This window comes from Rhizobium sp. P2_G2 (genome assembly GCF_056403555.1).
Genome location: NZ_JBFUFF010000005.1, coordinates 121,794 through 136,892, shown reverse-complemented (window position 1 = coordinate 136,892; position 15,099 = coordinate 121,794). Strand labels below are relative to the sequence as shown.

The window sequence follows — 15,099 nt, the reverse complement described above, 5'->3', positions numbered from 1 at the left end:
AAGCTGTGCCTTGTCGATCGGTTTGTGCTGTGTTTTCATGCACCCAGCCAATGCAGTCCATGCAGATAGCCAGGGAGTGGAACTATGGAAACCGTCGAAGGAAATCACGCCACCGTCAGTTTCGACGGCAATAGATGCATCCACGCCCGCCGCTGCGTCATGGGTCAACCGGGCGTGTTCCGCGCCAATGTCGAGGGCGAATGGATCGATGCGGATGGCGCCAGCGCCGAGGAAATCCTGCATGTAGCGCTCAACTGTCCCTCCGGCGCCATCACCGTGCGCCGCAAGGATGGCGGCGCCGACGAGAAGGCGCCGCGCGCCAACATCATCATTGTGCGCGAAAACGGGCCGCTTGCCGTCAATGCCGAACTCGTAGTCGACGGCCATGGCGAGATGTTCCGCGCCACGCTCTGCCGCTGCGGCCTGTCGAAGAACAAGCCGTTCTGCGACAATTCCCACATCGAGGGCGGATTTTCGGCCACCGGCGAGCCGGTGGCAAAAGAATCGAAGCTGGCGATCACCGACCTGACCGGAACGGTGACGGTGTCGCCGCAGCCCAATGGTCCCCTGATGGTGACAGGCCGGCTGGAAATCGATTCCGGCACCGGCCACAATGTCGCGCGGGTGGAAAAAACCTGGCTCTGTCGCTGCGGGCAGTCGAAGAACAAGCCCTATTGCGACGGGTCGCACAAGGCAGCGGGGTTTGAGGCACCGTAGGGGGCGATATTTTCATACGTCTTTCGAGCGGCATACCCCCCTCTGCCCTGCCGGGCATCTCCCCCTCAAGGGGGAGATTGACTCGCGGCAGCCACTCGCGCCCATCTCAACGTTGCCGATGGGCGGTGGGGGTGCCCTTGCCAATCTCCCCCCTTGAGGGGGAGATGCCCGGCAGGGYAGAGGGGGGTGGCCCTAACCTCAACGCCCAATGCTCACACCTTCACATATTTCCGCCAATCATGTTCCTCCTCGAAGCCGAGCACCTCGCGGATCTTGCGGTTCGACAGCAGCCCTTCGTATTCGCCGATCTCCCGCGTGAATTTCACGCTCGGGAAGAAGCGCGCCGCCAGTTCCCGGCTCGGCGTGTTGGCCGAGACCGTGTCGTTGGCGGCATTGAACACCTGATACCCCATGCCATCCTTCTCGATGCAGCGATGCACGATCTGGCCAAGATCACGGGCGTCGATATAGGACCATGCAATGCGCTTGCGCATTTCCGGATGGGCGAAGAATTCCGGAAACCTTTCGTATTCATGCGGCTCGATGACATTGCCGATGCGCAGCGCATAGATGTCGGCGCCGGAGCGCTCAGCGAACGCACGCGCCGTCTTTTCATTGACCACCTTCGACAGCCCGTAGGAATCCATCGGATTGACGTCGTAGTCCTCTTCGAGCGGGAACTGATGGAAGTCGCGATGGCCTTCGGCGAAGCAGACCCCATAGGTCGTCTCGCTGGAGGCGACGATGATCTTGCGGACGCCGAGTTTCACCGCCGCTTCGATGACATTGTAGGTGCCCATCGTGTTAATGCGGAAGGTCTCGTTGTCGGTCTTGATCAGGACGCGCGGAATGGCGGCGAAATGCACCACGGCATCGAAAGGCTGCACGCCCCTGCCATGATCGAGATCGGGAAAATCCCGGTGCATGCTCATCGCATCGAACATCTGGCCGGAATCGGTGATGTCGGCGATCAGGTTGGTGACGCCGGGACTATCGAGCGGCACGAGATCGACATTGTGCACGTCGTAGCCGGCATTCACCAGCCACGGCACCGCATGCCGCCCCGCCTTGCCCGAACCGCCGGTGAAGAAAATCCGCTTTTTCATGATTGGCCTCCGCTTTGATGGCGAAGGTGTAATCAATTTGTATGAGGAATGCCAGCCGTAGCCAATCACTTGAATGCGATCTCGCGTCGCAGTCTTCAGAACAGGACGAAATCGTCCATCTCGAGCTTGGTCTTGTTGTCGAGATCGGCGAATTCGATCGCCGCGTACTTCTTGCCCGAACCATCCGCGTCGTAGAACAGTTCCCCGGTCTTGGCGTTGTAGATCAGAAAATCGTTCTTATCCAAGGCTTTGGCACCAATGCGCAGTTCCGTGCCATCGAGGCTGTCGCCGATGGCGGCAAATAAATCCGGCGACAGGTCGATATCGTCGACGCCTTGTTTGAAGCCCTTGATAATGTCGAGATTGGTCTTGGCGTTGAGCGCGGTGTCAAACTTGAAATCGTCTGCGCCATTGCCGCCTATAAGAACGTCCTTGCCGAGGCCGCCGTCCAGATGTGAATTCGAGGCACCCGCCGTAATCGTGTCATTGCCCGCGCCGCCATCGGCATAGAAATCCAGTCCCTTCTGGTTACGGCCGAAGATCGTGTCATTGCCGGTGCCGCCCAGAACTTCGGGGAAGATATTGACATTGTGGCCGATGGCGCCGGTCGCGTGGCGAAAATCGGCGATCTGACCGCCGTTGGCGAGTTGCAACGTACGGAAGGCTAGCACTTCGCCGCTGAAATCGAGCTTTGCCTTGTCGGCCATTTGAAAGATCAGCCGGTCACTGGGATCGAACGACAGGTCGATCTCCTTGAAGCCGAGCAATTGTGCAGTGCCAATCTTGACCACATAGGACTGCGGATAGGGATAGTTGTCGACGATGAGCCTTTCGAAGCCCGTAATTGTCGCGGTGCTCAGGTCCCACTTGGTCTTGCCGAAGAAGTCGATGTGCAATTCGTCGGTGTCGGCGCCGCCGTCATAGGTCTCGCCCTTCTCGAATTCGCCATCCATGATGATCGAGACGATGTCGTCGCCCCTCCCGGCGAGGATCTGATCCTTGCCCTCACCGCCATTGATCGTATCCGCACCGTCGAGGCCAGACAGGAGATCGCTACCCATCGCTCCGACAAGCGTATCGGCCATGTTGCCGCCTGTCAGCGTGTCGATATCGTTGCCGCCATAGAGTTCGTTGGTGCCATCAAGGGCGCCGTCTATGTCGCTGGCGTGATTGGCGCCGATATAGACCAGATTTTCGAAATGGGTGGCTTCACCGTCATCCTCGCCGGCAAGCTTGAATTTGCCCGTCGCCATGTCGAAGCTGATATCACCTATGTCACCGTTGCGGTCCAGGCAAAGGGTATCGCTGCCGTTGCCGCCATCGATATCGAGCTCACCCAATCCCTTGCGCACCACATCGTTGCCGCCCCGCGCCTCGATATGGTCGTCGCCATCATGGGTGTCGATGTCATCGTCGCCGTCGGTGGAAATCAGGTAGTCCGCCTTATCGCCGCTGGTGAWGGTCAGCTTCTCGATGCTTTCGAGATATTCGCCGTTATAGATGCCATCGATCTTAACCATGGCCGTGGCGTTCGACATGTCGAGATGGATGGAGATCTGCTCATTGGTTTCGAGATTGACGACGCCGGCATAGGTGACGAAAGCCCAGTCATTGCCAGCGCCGCCGAACAGGATATCCGACGGCGTGTCGGTCATCCCATCCGCATATTTTCCCGGTCCGTCGCCATAGGTATAGTCGCCCTGATAGATGAGGTTCGGCCCGGCATGCAGGACATCATCACCGTCGCCGCCCAGCAGCACGTCGTTTCCAGTGCCGGCGATCAGGGTATCGTTGCCGTCGCCGCCATCCAGCAGGTCGGAGCCGTCGGCGTCGGAGGCATTCTGGGTCTGGTCCCGCCCATAAAGCAGGTCGTTGCCGCCCTGGCCTTTCAGGCTATCGTCCGATGAGGACCCGTAGATGGTGTCGTCGCTATCCGTAGCCGGCATATTTTCCCCCATACTCTGCTCGACGCCGCGGCCAGCGAAAAATTAGCAGAATATGGAAACTTACCTATCCCCTGATCAGGGGAGCGAAACCGATATGCCCAAAACGAAAGGCCCCGCAGTTTCCCGCAGGGCCTTTCTTCAATTCGATATTGTTCGTCGATTACTCGACGATGGAGGCGACGATGCCGGCGCCGACGGTACGGCCGCCTTCGCGGATAGCGAAGCGCAGCTTCTCTTCCATCGCGATCGGAACGATCAGCTCGACGTCAACGGCCACGTTGTCGCCCGGCATGACCATTTCCGTGCCTTCCGGAAGCGTGACGATGCCCGTCACGTCCGTCGTGCGGAAATAGAACTGCGGACGATAGTTGGTGAAGAACGGCGTATGACGGCCACCCTCTTCCTTCGTCAGGATGTAGGCTTCCGCCTTGAACTTCTTGTGCGGCTTGACCGAACCCGGCTTGCACAGGATCTGGCCACGCTCGACGCCGTCACGGGTCACGCCACGCAGCAGCGCGCCGATGTTGTCGCCAGCCTGGCCCTGGTCGAGCAGCTTGCGGAACATTTCAACGCCGGTCACGGTCGTCTTGGTGGTCGGACGAATGCCGACGATCTCGACTTCTTCGCCAACCTTGACGATGCCGCGCTCGACACGRCCGGTCACGACCGTACCACGRCCSGAGATCGAGAACACGTCTTCGATCGGCAGCAGGAACGGCATGTTGATCGGACGCTCAGGCGTCGGGATATAGGCGTCGACRGCAGCCATCAGTTCGCGRATCGCGTCTTCGCCGATCTTCTTGTCGCTRTCTTCRAGAGCRGCCAGAGCCGAACCCTTGACGATCGGAATTTCGTCGCCSGGGAATTCGTAGGACGACAGCAGTTCGCGCACTTCGAGCTCGACGAGTTCGAGAAGCTCGGCGTCATCGACCTGGTCGACCTTGTTGAGGAACACSACGATCGCCGGAACGCCRACCTGACGGGCGAGCAGGATGTGCTCGCGGGTCTGCGGCATCGGGCCGTCGGCAGCCGAGCAAACCAGGATCGCGCCGTCCATCTGCGCAGCACCGGTGATCATGTTCTTCACATAGTCGGCGTGGCCGGGGCAGTCGACGTGGGCATAGTGACGGGCAGCCGTCTCGTATTCGACGTGAGCGGTCGAGATCGTGATGCCACGGGCCTTCTCTTCCGGCGCAGCGTCGATCTGGTCATACGCCTTGTATTCGCCGAAATACTTGGTGATCGCRGCGGTCAGCGACGTCTTGCCATGGTCAACGTGACCAATCGTGCCAATGTTCACGTGCGGCTTGTTCCGCTCGAATTTTCCTTTTGCCATTTGGTTGCTTCCCTATCATCGAAAGACGGCCGCCGGCGCCTTCGGGGGCCGGATTGCGCAGCCGTTTAAAGACTTCGCTTGGAATGCGCAAGCGAAATTGTTGAAAGTGCCGGGGGTTCCCGGTGCTGGCGCGAAAGGTGGTAAATCCGGCGCCGCGTTTCAAAGCGTCCGGTTGGCGACCCGGATGAAAGACAGCGGCGGGCCGGCAATCGCGTCATCGAAAACGGCGGCGGTCAGTGTCCCGCCAAAGACGCAAGCGCTGTCGATATTGGTGCGGTTGCCATCGGTGTGCGGGTTTTCGTCCGACGGCGTATGGCCGTGGACGAGGTGCTTGCCCCAGTAGCGGCCGGTCTCGCCTGGCGCCGGACGGCGCCAGAGCAGTATCTGTTCCGAGTGCTGGGCGAGCGGCAGGGTGTCGTCGACGCCCGCGTGGACATAGATGCGGTGCTCGTCCTGATGATAAAGCGGCAGCGCATTTGCCCAATCCAGCACGTCGTCCGGAACGCGGTCGCCAAAGGAGAGAAGCGTCTCCTCGCCGCCATTGACGAGCCACATGGTGGGATTGCCGACCACCCGGCAGGCGGACACCATCATCTCCTCATGGTTTCCCTTGAGCATGATCCAGCGCCAGCCCGGCCGCCTTGGCCCCGCCATCAGCCGCTCGATGACACCCCGGCTATCAGGGCCGCGATCGATATAGTCGCCGACGAAAACGATCGTTCCTTCAGGCTGCGCAAACTCGATCGCCTCGATCAGCTCGTTCATCTGAACGGCACAGCCGTGGATATCGCCAACCGCAAATGTGTAGCTCATTGCAACCCTCCGAAGGGAGCGCGGACCATAATCGGAAACATTGTCCAGGAAGTGACAAGCGGAGGACTGGAGCGGGTAACGGGAATCGAACCCGTGTATTTAGCTTGGAAGGCTACTGCTCTACCATTGAGCTATACCCGCGGTAGTCTCGCCGACATCAGAGGAAACGTGCGGGCAAGTTGGTGGAAGGGGTTGGATTTGAACCAACGTAGGCTGAGCCAACGGATTTACAGTCCGTCCCCTTTAACCACTCGGGCACCCTTCCAGCCGGCACGAAGGAACCGTGAGGCGCCCTCTGCAATGTCGCGGGGCCAAAGCCGCTCGACATGTCTGGCCGTATATTCTGGCCCCCTCTCTCCTGTCAACAAGCTTGCATAAAAATTTCCGTCATATTCGTCCCGAGGCGTGACGGCAGGCAGCGATCGGGCTATAGCGACAGCATGGCCAAAGATTCCAAAGAAACACACTCCGCCAAAGACACTCATTACGCCAACCTCCGGCGCGCCCATCGCGACCAGAAGCGCGAACGCGGCGAACTGCAGCCGCCGGCGCGCGGGCGCAAGCCTGCAGCCGACTGGAAGGCGCCGACGCTGGCGCCGGACACAGTGCTGCTTTACGGCCTGCACACGGTCAAGGCGGCGCTCGCCAATCCGGAACGGAGGCTACTCGGCCTTAAGGTCAGCAAGAACGCGCTCGCGCGGCTCGAACTCGATGCGCCCGACGCGATCGGCTGCCCGGTCGAGATCGTCGCACCTTCCGATATCGACGCAATTCTGGGACCGGATGCGATCCACCAAGGCGTCATGCTCGAAGCGCGGCCGCTGCCGGTGCGCAAGCTCGATTCGCTGAAAGATCGGCCGCTGCTGCTCGTGCTCGACCAGGTTACCGATCCGCACAATGTCGGCGCCATCCTGCGCTCCGCGGTGGCCTTCGACGCCGGCGCGGTGATCACGACCGAGCGGCATTCGCCGACCGAATCGGGCGTACTTGCCAAGTCGGCTTCCGGGGCGCTGGAAATGATTCCCTATATCCAGATCACCAATCTCGCCGAGGCGCTGGAAGAATTGCATCGGCTGGGTTTCCAGACGATCGGCCTCGATTCGGAAGGGCCGGCGCCTCTGGAAGAGACATTTGCCGGCGACAAGATCGCGCTGGTGTTGGGTGCTGAAGGCAAGGGACTGCGGCAGAAGACCCGCGCCACCAGCACGGCACTCGCCCGCCTCGATATGCCCGGCGCGATCAAATCGCTTAACGTCTCCAACGCCGCAGCAATTGCGCTCTATGCGGCGCGGAGCCATCTCGGAAAATAAAGAGATAAAGGGCGACCTAATGGCCGCCCTGCCCTCACTACATCGACAATGCGCCGATCAATCCGGCACGTGGCACTCCGTCTGGCCCTTCAGCGCCTTCACCGTCTTGGTCGTGCCGTCGAAATCGAGTTCCGCCTCGTAGGCGATCACGCTCGGCAGCTTCTCGATGTCCTTGGCGAATTTCGGCGTCCGCTTCTTCTCCGCGTCGTAAGCCGCACCACAATCCGGCAGCTTGGCGTCGGCTGTGCCCAAGCCGGTTTCCTTCTTGACTTTTTCGGCGCAGGCGCCGCCGTCCAGATAAAGCGAGCAATCGGCCGAAAAGACGCGGCGATAGCTGATCTTCACGTTCGTGCCGTTGACGTCGAGCGATTCGAAATCGTTGCCCTGGTAGCTGTCGTCGAAGAGCTTCTTCATCGTCCTGGTGTCGAAGACGACGAAAGGTTCGCCGCCGTTGAAGCCATCCGAGGCCTGGAAGAAGGCAAGATTGCCTTTGACCCCGAAGAAATAGCCGGCAAGGTCATCCTTGATCGGCTTTTCATCCTTACCGGCGGCACGTTCGCAAGCCGCATCCGGCTGTGTCACGGCCAGCGATTCCGCGCCGACCTCGCCGAGATCGACCTCCTTGATCATGAAGCCGACGAAGCGATAGCAATTGACCACCGGATTGGCGTCTGGATTGTCCTTGTCCTTCGGCAGCGGCTTGTTGTCGACGGTGAGCGGCTCGTCGAAATGCTGCGGCTGATGCTGGCCCTGTTCGTTGAAGTGACAGGGCACCGGCGTCTTCTTGCCCACGGTCCAGTTGGCGCTCGTATCGTCGCCGGTCAGCGTGAACTTACCGTTCGTGTAAAGAAAGCCCTTGTCGTCATCCTTCTGCTTGAGCGTCACCGTCGAGCCGTCGGCAAGTGTGACGGTAACGCTCGAATCGCCGAATGCGGCGCTGAGCTGGCTGCCATCATCGCAGGCAAGCTGCATCACCTGGTCTTCGTCGGTCCCCTGCTCGTCGTCCTGCGCCAGGGCCGGTGCTGCTGAGACGCCAAGCCACAGAGCGGTTGCAAAGCCGCTCAACACCGCCATGCGTTTTATTTCTGTGCCAATCCGGAACATCGAGACCATGCCATTTCCTCCCTGAAACGTGGCTGCAACCATGCCCGCAGGAAGCGGTTGCGAAGGGCGCCGATCGAGAATTCTAATCAAGTTTCCAAAGCCATATCTGAAACCGGAAGGGTTGAACATGGGTTTCCCGCTGCCGAGTCTGAGATCCGCCGCAAGCCTGCCGGCCGCGGCATTGCTCGCACTTTTTGCCTGCGCGCCTGCCGGTCAGGCGACGTCCGTCGACCCTCTGTTCGACTTCCAGTCGGCGCCTCTGACAGACAGTTTCCGCCAGGATTATTCGGGTGTCGGCGACGCCACGGTGAATGTCGATGTCCCTTATGGCCTGGATGATGCACAAAAATATGACGTCTACCTGCCGGATTCGCCGAGCAATGCACCGATCATCGCCATGATCCACGGCGGTGCCTGGTCGGGCGGCGACAAGGAGGATGCGGGCGTCGCCGTGGACAAAGCCGGCTACTGGGTTGCCAAGGGCTATGTCTTCGTCTCGATCAATTACCGCCTGCTGCCGAAGAAGGATCCGCTGATCCAGGCTGCCGATGTGGCGCTGGCGATCGCCAATATCCAGAAGAATGCGACCAATTGGGGCGCGGACAAGAACAAGCTGATCCTGATGGGCAGCGGCGCCGGCGGCCATCTGGCGGCATTGCTGTCGTCCAATCCGTCGCTCGCCTCCGACCAGGGCGCCTCGATCTGGTCCGGCGCGGTCATTCTCGAAACGCCGGCGCTTAACATCCCGGCGATCATGTCCAGCAGTCATGATACAGTCTATGACACCGCCTTCGGCACCAATTCCGATTTCTGGGAAGACGCTTCGCCCACCAATCTGCTCGACCAATCCGGCTTGCCGATGCTGGTGGTCTGCTCGTCGGAGAGCAGGCAGGACACCTGCGCCAAGGCCAATGCCTTTTCCCAGGCGGCCAATAATCTCGGCGTCAAGGTGACCGTGTCGACGCAGGGGCTGTCGCCGAGAGCCATCAACAGCCAACTCGGCGTGTCGAGCAGCTATACCAGCAACGYCAACGATTTTATCCAATCGGTTCTCTGAGAATCGACTCAGCAATTCGATTCCCACAAGCCAAAACGCAAAGCGGCCGGATGCAACTCTGCATCCGGCCGTCGCGCCCCGTATTCTCACGCGCAGTTGTCCCGCCTGACACCGCACGCAACACGTCGACCAAACCGCTGCTTGGGAGGAGTATGGCTTCCGTCCCCGCCGCTGAGGAAGCCAGAACATTGGCCCGGTCAACTTGAATTTCGGTGTAGATGATTCGTGCCGATTGCGATTTGAGGAATATCAAAAACTACCGATCACATTCGGCCACAGATTGTAACGACAGCCTGCCTCCGAAAGCCCGCAGATTCTTTCGATCGCAGATGGATCCATTTGCGGCATCAATGCGTTTTCCCTAGTGGCTGCGAAATTCGCTTTCGCCGGTCTTGAAACTTCTGTGCCTCGGGCTGCGAGCCGACGTGGGGGAATGCGAGCGGCCTTCAACAACGGAGGATCCGTCATGAATAGAATTCGTACGGTCAGCGGGACAGGCCCGGTCTATGTCGACGACAATTCGATCGGCCATTGCGCATTCGAAATCAACGTCTACAAGAACGGCAACGGCCAGATCAGCGGCCACGGCCACGTCATGGGCGACAGTCTGATCCTCGGCAAGATGTCGGCCGGACAACGTGTCCAGATAGCCGACGGCGAAGAGGGCCACAGATTCAGCCTCTACCCCGGCGAATGGACTCCAGGAGAACGGCGCATGGACGTCGACACCGGAGAGGATATCGTTCATTAAAGCGCATCGCGATCTCCGGGATCTGCTCGCGGCGCTTCGGCTCTTTGTTTCCGCGCATGTCTCTCGAAACCAATGACCACTTTCGGGAAACATGTGCTCGCATTGCGGACATCTCTCAGCGAGCCTTGGCGCCAAATCGCGCGTTAGGGCCGCCAGCCAGAGGTTTGGCGACGAATCGAATATCGCAAGGCCGGTTCTCGCTTCAATTTGGTAAATCCATATTCGGATTATGAAATTTTCAACGAGTTCGGTGCTATCCCATGCGTTGTGAGGGTAGAAGATGGTCGCCGGACTTACAATCGTCGTTTGCTGCGTCGGGGTGGTGCTGTACTTCATCGTTGAATGGCGGCCACGGTAGTGCACTCAGCCACCGTGGGCTGAGTGATATTCGGAAAATACATTCTCCCGGATGGATTGCGTTCATCTCCGTCTGTCGTGAAAAGCTGTTTTTTTCTGTCCGCCGAGGCGAATACGGTCACCTAAGCGATCTGATGCAGCTGATCCCAATTGCCGGTAGACATGCCGGCGACATGGACTGCGAACTTTTCAATATGGTCTTCCTCTCATCGTCGTGGCCCGCTCTTGTAGCGCGGGAATCGGGGCGCCCTGCCCAGGGAATTGCACAACGCGGTCGAAACCAGGGACGGCTATCGGAACCACGCCTCGCAAGCCTGGGTGATGCAGCTACCTTAGCGAACTTCAGCCGCCGACGTTCTCGAGTCCGCCGGGTATGCACGGGCGCCAACGCAAGACTTCGAATATTTTCGCCTCGGCCTCATCCACAAACTGGCGCTTCGTGCGCACACCGGGCCTCGCGATGTCGCCGATCCCAAATTCGCCGGCCGGTCGGAGCTTACCTTTCGCGATCACGCCGTCATCACGCTCATATTCGATCTCGATGCCGACTGGCGGCTCATCTCTTCGCCATTGCATGTCTGACTCTCCCACTTGGCAGACGCTGGCATAGTAACTCAATGAGGGTTAGGTTGAGCCGAGAAACCGGAGACGCTACCATGCCGCAACGCCTCACAGACCGAGACGAAGTCCCGGAGATTGATCGTGACAATGATCTTATCACGGCGCTCGGAAAAATTGGCCAAGATGGGGCTGTCTTTCACTCTTTGCGGTGGATCCCTGATCAGTACGAGGATTTCTACACCATCCTCGTCGACGACCGCATAGTCGTGAAATTTGAGGTTGACCGTAAACTCGGAACGATCCTACCCGAAAGCGTGGAAACCGATTCTTTCGAGCAGTATCGGCGTCAAATCGGGCAGGGCAAAGACCGGATCAAGCTCGACAAAGCCGCCGCCAAAGCCAGAGCGAGACTGTCGAGGCCGTCCGCATGAAGGCGAGCGCCGCGCCCCATGAGCGAGAATCCGGCAAGATCACGAAGGCTTGCGAGGTGTGATCAGTTCAGCCGGGGTGGGCCGGGGCGAATGCTCCGCCATGTTTCAAGAACGGCAGGAAACGCTTCTTCTTCATCGAAGTAGGCTGAAATCCAGACTTCTCTCGCAGGGCCGGCGACAAAGCCATAAAAAGCCGCCTGCCGGTTGTCATCGCTCTTCTCTTCGAGCCGAAACCCGTACCGCGTGACGTTGTCATCGCGCTCGACGATCTCGTCACAGCCATCTACCGGCCTGATGTCCTGCCAGCGTTCGACAGGATCATCCTGATTGCCGCGCTCAAGCGATCTAATCCAGTAAGTGAGCCCCATGGGCGTATGCCAGAATACAATCGAATCGTCCTCGACGCGACGTGCCATCGGAAAGGGGAGTGTAATCCGATAGCCGTCTGAAAGGGTCTGATCGGGATCGACAAGCGGTGGCGGCTTCATAGGAACTCTGTGATCGGGGTGGGTCGATATCCGCAATGAATTGCACCTTACGGGTGAAGTCAAGGTATGGTCACGGCTTCAAAACTTTCAATGACTTCAGCGTCAAGTTTGGCTTTCAGCCGGGTTTCATCAGCTTTGTGTTAGGCGCCTATGCGACAAAGGGCGAGGCGACGAGCATCTTGGCTGGCATCCGACGCTGTGTGTCCGATGCCTACATCAAGCAAGGCGCATATGCTGGCGAATAGGGCCTTCGGCCGCTACCCAATGGACCTTTCCATGTTGCATTCCATGTTGCACGGATTCGCCGCGCGCAGTTTGAAATGGCTGGAAATCTCGGGAAGTTCGTCGCAACGCCGATTCAACATGCAAGGGCGCCTAAGAGCGGCTAAACGAGCCTCAAACCGGTGGAAATCTCGGTGAAATAATGGTGCCCCCAGAGAGACTCGAACTCCCGACCCTCTGATTACAAATCAGATTTTTCACCTCCAGCCAAGCCATTGTTTTGAATCAGAATTCCCGGTGTCCGTATAAATTACCGTGGTATTTCAATGTCATGACGTTGACAAATCAGGACAGTATGCGACAATCGTTGTACATTGGTTACTGACGAAACGACGGACACAGGGCGGACACGAAATGACCATCAAGCTCGATGATGCGACCATCAAGGCGCTTCCCCTCCCCTCTACCGGCAACAAGATCCATTACGATACCGAGGTGAAAGGCTTCGGGTGCCGCATCACTGCAGCCGGCGCCCGGTCCTTCATCCTGAACTATAGAAACCAGTCCGGCCGTGAGCGCCGCATCACGATTGGCGACTGCACCGACTGGAAGACGAAGGCCGCACGGGAGGAAGCGAAGGCCCTCAAGCGCCAGATTGACCAGGGCAACGACCCGCTTGCCAAAATTGAAGAAGCGCGCGCGGCAAAGACCGTCGCCGATATGTGCAAGCGGTTCGATGAGGATCACATCAGCAAGAAACGCGACAGCACGGCGATAGATTACCGGTCGCAGATCAAGAACCACATCCTTCCTGCCCTGAAAAACACAAAGGTCGCCGACGTTACCTATTCCGACATCGACGCCTTGCACCGGAAGATAACCAAGGCCGGCGCTCCCTATGCCGCCAACCGGGTTCATTCGCTTTTATCGAAGATGTTTTCCGAGGCGATCAAATGGAAGTGGCGCACTGACAACCCCTGCAAAGGCATTGAGCGTAACCAGGAGGAAAAGCGCCACCGGTATCTCGCGCCAACTGAGATTGCGGCGCTCACGGATGCGCTGGCAAAGCACGACGATCAGCAGGCCGCGAACATCATCCGCCTGCTTGTCCTGACCGGCGCGCGCCGCGGGGAAGTCCTGGCAGCAAAGTGGGAACAGTTCGATCTGACCGAGGGTGTATGGGTTAAGCCTGCATCCACGACCAAGCAAAAGAAGCTGCACCGCATCCCGCTCAATGCCCCTGTCCGACAACTGCTTTCCGACCTGCACAAGGCCGCGGACGAGAGCGACGACAAGAAGAGTGAATATGTTTTCCCTGCCGTCTCCAAAGCCGGTCACCGGGTGGAGATAAAGTACGATTGGGCTGCAATCTGCAAAGCGGCAAAGCTGGCCGATGCCCGTATTCATGACCTGCGGCACACCTATGCATCGGTGCTCGCTTCCTCCGGTTTGAGCCTGCCGATCATTGGCGCCCTGCTCGGGCACTCGCAGCCGGCCACGACAGCGCGCTATAGCCATTTGATGGATGATCCGCTTCGGCAGGCGACCGAACGCGTCGGCGCTGTTGTCATGCCACAGAAGACGGCGGAAATCATTTCGATCGGTAAGAACAATGGCTAGGACCAGTCGGCGAGGATTGGCAAGAACTCCAAAGCCTAGAACCGGTCAGCGAGGAGCGGATCGGAAAATTGTCACCGCTTTTGGCGGCGTGCCTGCTTTCACACTGGATTGGGATTCAATCGAGGCGACCGTCGGTAGGTCATTTTCGAAAGACGAGCGCGACGGGCTCGATAGTGTGGTCCGCGAATATCTCATTCGAAGAGCTGCCGAGAAGGCTGCAGTGCCGCTTGGTGACATCAAAGGTGTTGTTGCGGAAATCCGAAGCCTGTCTGTCAGGCTACTCTATACCCTCGGGGGCGCGACGGACGCGGAATTTGGCGCCGTGCAGGAAATCCAAAAATTCTTGCCGGGTTTACAGCATCCGCGGGCGCCGGAAGGGTTGTTCGAACTCGACAATTTGCCGGCTTACCTCGGGACCATGGCGGCCGCCTGCCTCAAAGCCGAGTCATCACTTTCGGAGCGCTCGCAAGGATTTGGCAGTTATCAAAATGCATGGCGGCACTTCGTGTCTGAACTGGATGCGTGGGCCGATACTGCTGAGGTCCACCGAAAGTGGGCCAACGATGGTGCCGGTGGTTACGATAACGTGCCGCCCTACGTCAGGTTCATCGACGTCATAATGAACTCCCTGCCAGACGAATGGCGGCACAGTTACAACAGCCCGATGCCGGCCCTCGGCCAAGCAATCCGCGAGGCAAGAAAAGGGGGAAGCGAATAAGCGCGTAATTTGGTGTCTTTTACTTCCTAAATGGCGGTTCTTGTCTTCGTTACAGTCGTAGGCGTCAACCAAACCGAAAGGACGCCTCTATGATTGACGTGTTTGAAGGCCTGATCGAGGAACGTGACCTCGCAAAAAGCTGGAACAAGGGGAAGAAGATTTCGACGCGCACCCTCGCCCGTTATCGCAACCAGCCGGACGGCCTGCCCTACATCGAGCTTGGCGGCTCGATCTATTACAAAATTGATAGCGTGCGGAAATGGATCGAAGCGCGTGAGCGTCATCCGAATGTTCGGAGGGCTGCGTAATGATCCATAAAAGTGAAAACCCGGTCACGCTTGCAGGCGCCCGGGTTCTCGAAAGCATTGGTTTCTCTCCCAATGCCGAGAACGATAATCAAAACCTGATCGAACTGCAAGCCACTTGGCTGCGCCAGCGCTATCCTATTTCGTGGGATCGTGCTCGGTTGATCGCGGGCCTCCATTTCGGAGGTCTGGTATGAGGGAAGCTGAAAAGAGCACCACGCCGCAACAGCGTTGGCGTGATCGCAATCCCCTCGCCA

16 protein-coding genes and 2 tRNA genes are annotated in these 15,099 nt (G+C 58.7%); 9 read left to right on the top strand and 9 right to left on the bottom strand.

Going from position 1 to position 15,099, the window contains the following annotated elements; genetic code table 11:
- Positions 1-84 precede the first annotated feature (84 nt).
- Positions 85-717, top strand: a complete 633-nt coding sequence (locus AC1D06_RS06590) for a CDGSH iron-sulfur domain-containing protein (RefSeq protein WP_477883750.1) — start codon at positions 85-87, stop codon at positions 715-717.
- Positions 718-929: 212 nt separating this feature from the next.
- On the opposite strand, the gene AC1D06_RS06585 is transcribed toward AC1D06_RS06590, so the two are convergent.
- The 6 genes from AC1D06_RS06585 to AC1D06_RS06560 form a co-directional block, all read right to left on the bottom strand.
- Entirely contained in the window at positions 930-1,823 is an 894-nt protein-coding gene (locus AC1D06_RS06585; protein WP_477985633.1) for an NAD-dependent epimerase/dehydratase family protein, read from the bottom strand.
- A gap of 95 nt (positions 1,824-1,918) precedes the next feature.
- Positions 1,919-3,769 carry a calcium-binding protein gene (locus tag AC1D06_RS06580; protein ID WP_477985632.1) on the bottom strand — a complete coding sequence of 617 codons (1,851 nt, stop codon included), beginning with the start codon at positions 3,767-3,769 and terminating at the stop codon, positions 1,919-1,921.
- A gap of 160 nt (positions 3,770-3,929) precedes the next feature.
- Positions 3,930-5,105 (bottom strand): elongation factor Tu, encoded by a 1,176-nt coding sequence (gene tuf / locus AC1D06_RS06575; protein WP_477880869.1) that lies wholly within the window; start codon positions 5,103-5,105, stop codon positions 3,930-3,932.
- A 159-nt stretch (positions 5,106-5,264) separates the two neighbouring features.
- Entirely contained in the window at positions 5,265-5,918 is a 654-nt protein-coding gene (locus AC1D06_RS06570; RefSeq protein WP_477985631.1) for a metallophosphoesterase family protein, read from the bottom strand.
- A 67-nt stretch (positions 5,919-5,985) separates the two neighbouring features.
- Positions 5,986-6,059 (bottom strand) — tRNA-Gly (locus AC1D06_RS06565).
- A gap of 39 nt (positions 6,060-6,098) precedes the next feature.
- Positions 6,099-6,183, bottom strand: a tRNA-Tyr gene (locus AC1D06_RS06560).
- 175 nt (positions 6,184-6,358) lie between these two features.
- On the opposite strand from AC1D06_RS06560, the gene AC1D06_RS06555 reads away from it, so the two are divergent.
- The gene (locus AC1D06_RS06555; RefSeq protein ID WP_477985630.1) at positions 6,359-7,228 is read left to right on the top strand and encodes a TrmH family RNA methyltransferase; all 870 of its coding nucleotides are present in this window, start codon (positions 6,359-6,361) and stop codon (positions 7,226-7,228) included.
- A 57-nt stretch (positions 7,229-7,285) separates the two neighbouring features.
- Here AC1D06_RS06555 and AC1D06_RS06550 read toward each other — a convergent pair whose 3' ends face one another.
- Positions 7,286-8,341: a hypothetical protein gene (locus AC1D06_RS06550; protein WP_477985629.1), complete on the bottom strand. Its 1,056-nt coding sequence runs from the start codon at positions 8,339-8,341 to the stop codon at positions 7,286-7,288.
- A gap of 118 nt (positions 8,342-8,459) precedes the next feature.
- On the opposite strand from AC1D06_RS06550, the gene AC1D06_RS06545 reads away from it, so the two are divergent.
- Together AC1D06_RS06545 and AC1D06_RS06540 are read left to right on the top strand one after the other, a co-directional pair.
- Entirely contained in the window at positions 8,460-9,389 is a 930-nt protein-coding gene (locus tag AC1D06_RS06545) for an alpha/beta hydrolase (RefSeq protein WP_477985628.1), read from the top strand.
- Positions 9,390-9,855: 466 nt separating this feature from the next.
- Complete coding sequence (locus AC1D06_RS06540; protein ID WP_477879051.1) at positions 9,856-10,140, top strand: hypothetical protein; 285 nt, start codon at positions 9,856-9,858, stop codon at positions 10,138-10,140.
- A 699-nt stretch (positions 10,141-10,839) separates the two neighbouring features.
- Here the strand turns inward: AC1D06_RS06540 and AC1D06_RS06535 are convergent.
- Positions 10,840-11,073 (bottom strand): hypothetical protein, encoded by a 234-nt coding sequence (locus AC1D06_RS06535; protein WP_477879050.1) that lies wholly within the window; start codon positions 11,071-11,073, stop codon positions 10,840-10,842.
- Positions 11,074-11,153: 80 nt separating this feature from the next.
- Here AC1D06_RS06535 and AC1D06_RS06530 point away from each other — a divergent pair, with 80 nt between their 5' ends.
- Positions 11,154-11,489 carry a hypothetical protein gene (locus AC1D06_RS06530; RefSeq protein ID WP_477985627.1) on the top strand — a complete coding sequence of 112 codons (336 nt, stop codon included), beginning with the start codon at positions 11,154-11,156 and terminating at the stop codon, positions 11,487-11,489.
- Positions 11,490-11,551: 62 nt separating this feature from the next.
- On the opposite strand, the gene AC1D06_RS06525 is transcribed toward AC1D06_RS06530, so the two are convergent.
- On the bottom strand, positions 11,552-11,977 hold the full coding sequence (locus AC1D06_RS06525; protein ID WP_477879048.1) for a hypothetical protein: 426 nt from the start codon (positions 11,975-11,977) through the stop codon (positions 11,552-11,554).
- A gap of 636 nt (positions 11,978-12,613) precedes the next feature.
- Here AC1D06_RS06525 and AC1D06_RS06520 point away from each other — a divergent pair.
- From AC1D06_RS06520 to AC1D06_RS06505, 4 genes are all read left to right on the top strand, one after another.
- On the top strand, positions 12,614-13,819 hold the full coding sequence (locus tag AC1D06_RS06520; protein WP_477985626.1) for a tyrosine-type recombinase/integrase: 1,206 nt from the start codon (positions 12,614-12,616) through the stop codon (positions 13,817-13,819).
- Positions 13,820-13,835: 16 nt separating this feature from the next.
- Positions 13,836-14,537, top strand: a complete 702-nt coding sequence (locus tag AC1D06_RS06515; RefSeq protein WP_477985625.1) for a hypothetical protein — start codon at positions 13,836-13,838, stop codon at positions 14,535-14,537.
- Positions 14,538-14,626: 89 nt separating this feature from the next.
- A complete protein-coding gene (locus AC1D06_RS06510) occupies positions 14,627-14,845 on the top strand; it encodes a hypothetical protein (RefSeq protein ID WP_477985624.1) in 219 nt (72 codons plus the stop codon).
- Complete coding sequence (locus tag AC1D06_RS06505; protein ID WP_477985623.1) at positions 14,845-15,039, top strand: hypothetical protein; 195 nt, start codon at positions 14,845-14,847, stop codon at positions 15,037-15,039. The genes AC1D06_RS06510 and AC1D06_RS06505 overlap by 1 nt, the downstream gene beginning before the upstream one ends.
- The last annotated feature ends 60 nt before the right edge of the window (positions 15,040-15,099 follow it).

What these genes read in the sequence shown, in the direction of transcription:
- AC1D06_RS06520 (WP_477985626.1), top strand. Translation starts at nt 12,614, where the DNA reads ATGACCATCAAGCTCGATGATGCGACCATCAAGGCGCTTCCCCTCCCC.
- AC1D06_RS06525 (WP_477879048.1), bottom strand. Translation starts at nt 11,977, where the DNA reads ATGAAGCCGCCACCGCTTGTCGATCCCGATCAGACCCTTTCAGACGGC.
- AC1D06_RS06570 (WP_477985631.1), bottom strand. Translation starts at nt 5,918, where the DNA reads ATGAGCTACACATTTGCGGTTGGCGATATCCACGGCTGTGCCGTTCAG.
- AC1D06_RS06550 (WP_477985629.1), bottom strand. Translation starts at nt 8,341, where the DNA reads ATGGTCTCGATGTTCCGGATTGGCACAGAAATAAAACGCATGGCGGTG.
- AC1D06_RS06555 (WP_477985630.1), top strand. Translation starts at nt 6,359, where the DNA reads ATGGCCAAAGATTCCAAAGAAACACACTCCGCCAAAGACACTCATTAC.
- AC1D06_RS06530 (WP_477985627.1), top strand. Translation starts at nt 11,154, where the DNA reads ATGCCGCAACGCCTCACAGACCGAGACGAAGTCCCGGAGATTGATCGT.
- AC1D06_RS06585 (WP_477985633.1), bottom strand. Translation starts at nt 1,823, where the DNA reads ATGAAAAAGCGGATTTTCTTCACCGGCGGTTCGGGCAAGGCGGGGCGG.
- AC1D06_RS06535 (WP_477879050.1), bottom strand. Translation starts at nt 11,073, where the DNA reads ATGCAATGGCGAAGAGATGAGCCGCCAGTCGGCATCGAGATCGAATAT.
- AC1D06_RS06505 (WP_477985623.1), top strand. Translation starts at nt 14,845, where the DNA reads ATGATCCATAAAAGTGAAAACCCGGTCACGCTTGCAGGCGCCCGGGTT.
- AC1D06_RS06540 (WP_477879051.1), top strand. Translation starts at nt 9,856, where the DNA reads ATGAATAGAATTCGTACGGTCAGCGGGACAGGCCCGGTCTATGTCGAC.
- AC1D06_RS06590 (WP_477883750.1), top strand. Translation starts at nt 85, where the DNA reads ATGGAAACCGTCGAAGGAAATCACGCCACCGTCAGTTTCGACGGCAAT.
- AC1D06_RS06510 (WP_477985624.1), top strand. Translation starts at nt 14,627, where the DNA reads ATGATTGACGTGTTTGAAGGCCTGATCGAGGAACGTGACCTCGCAAAA.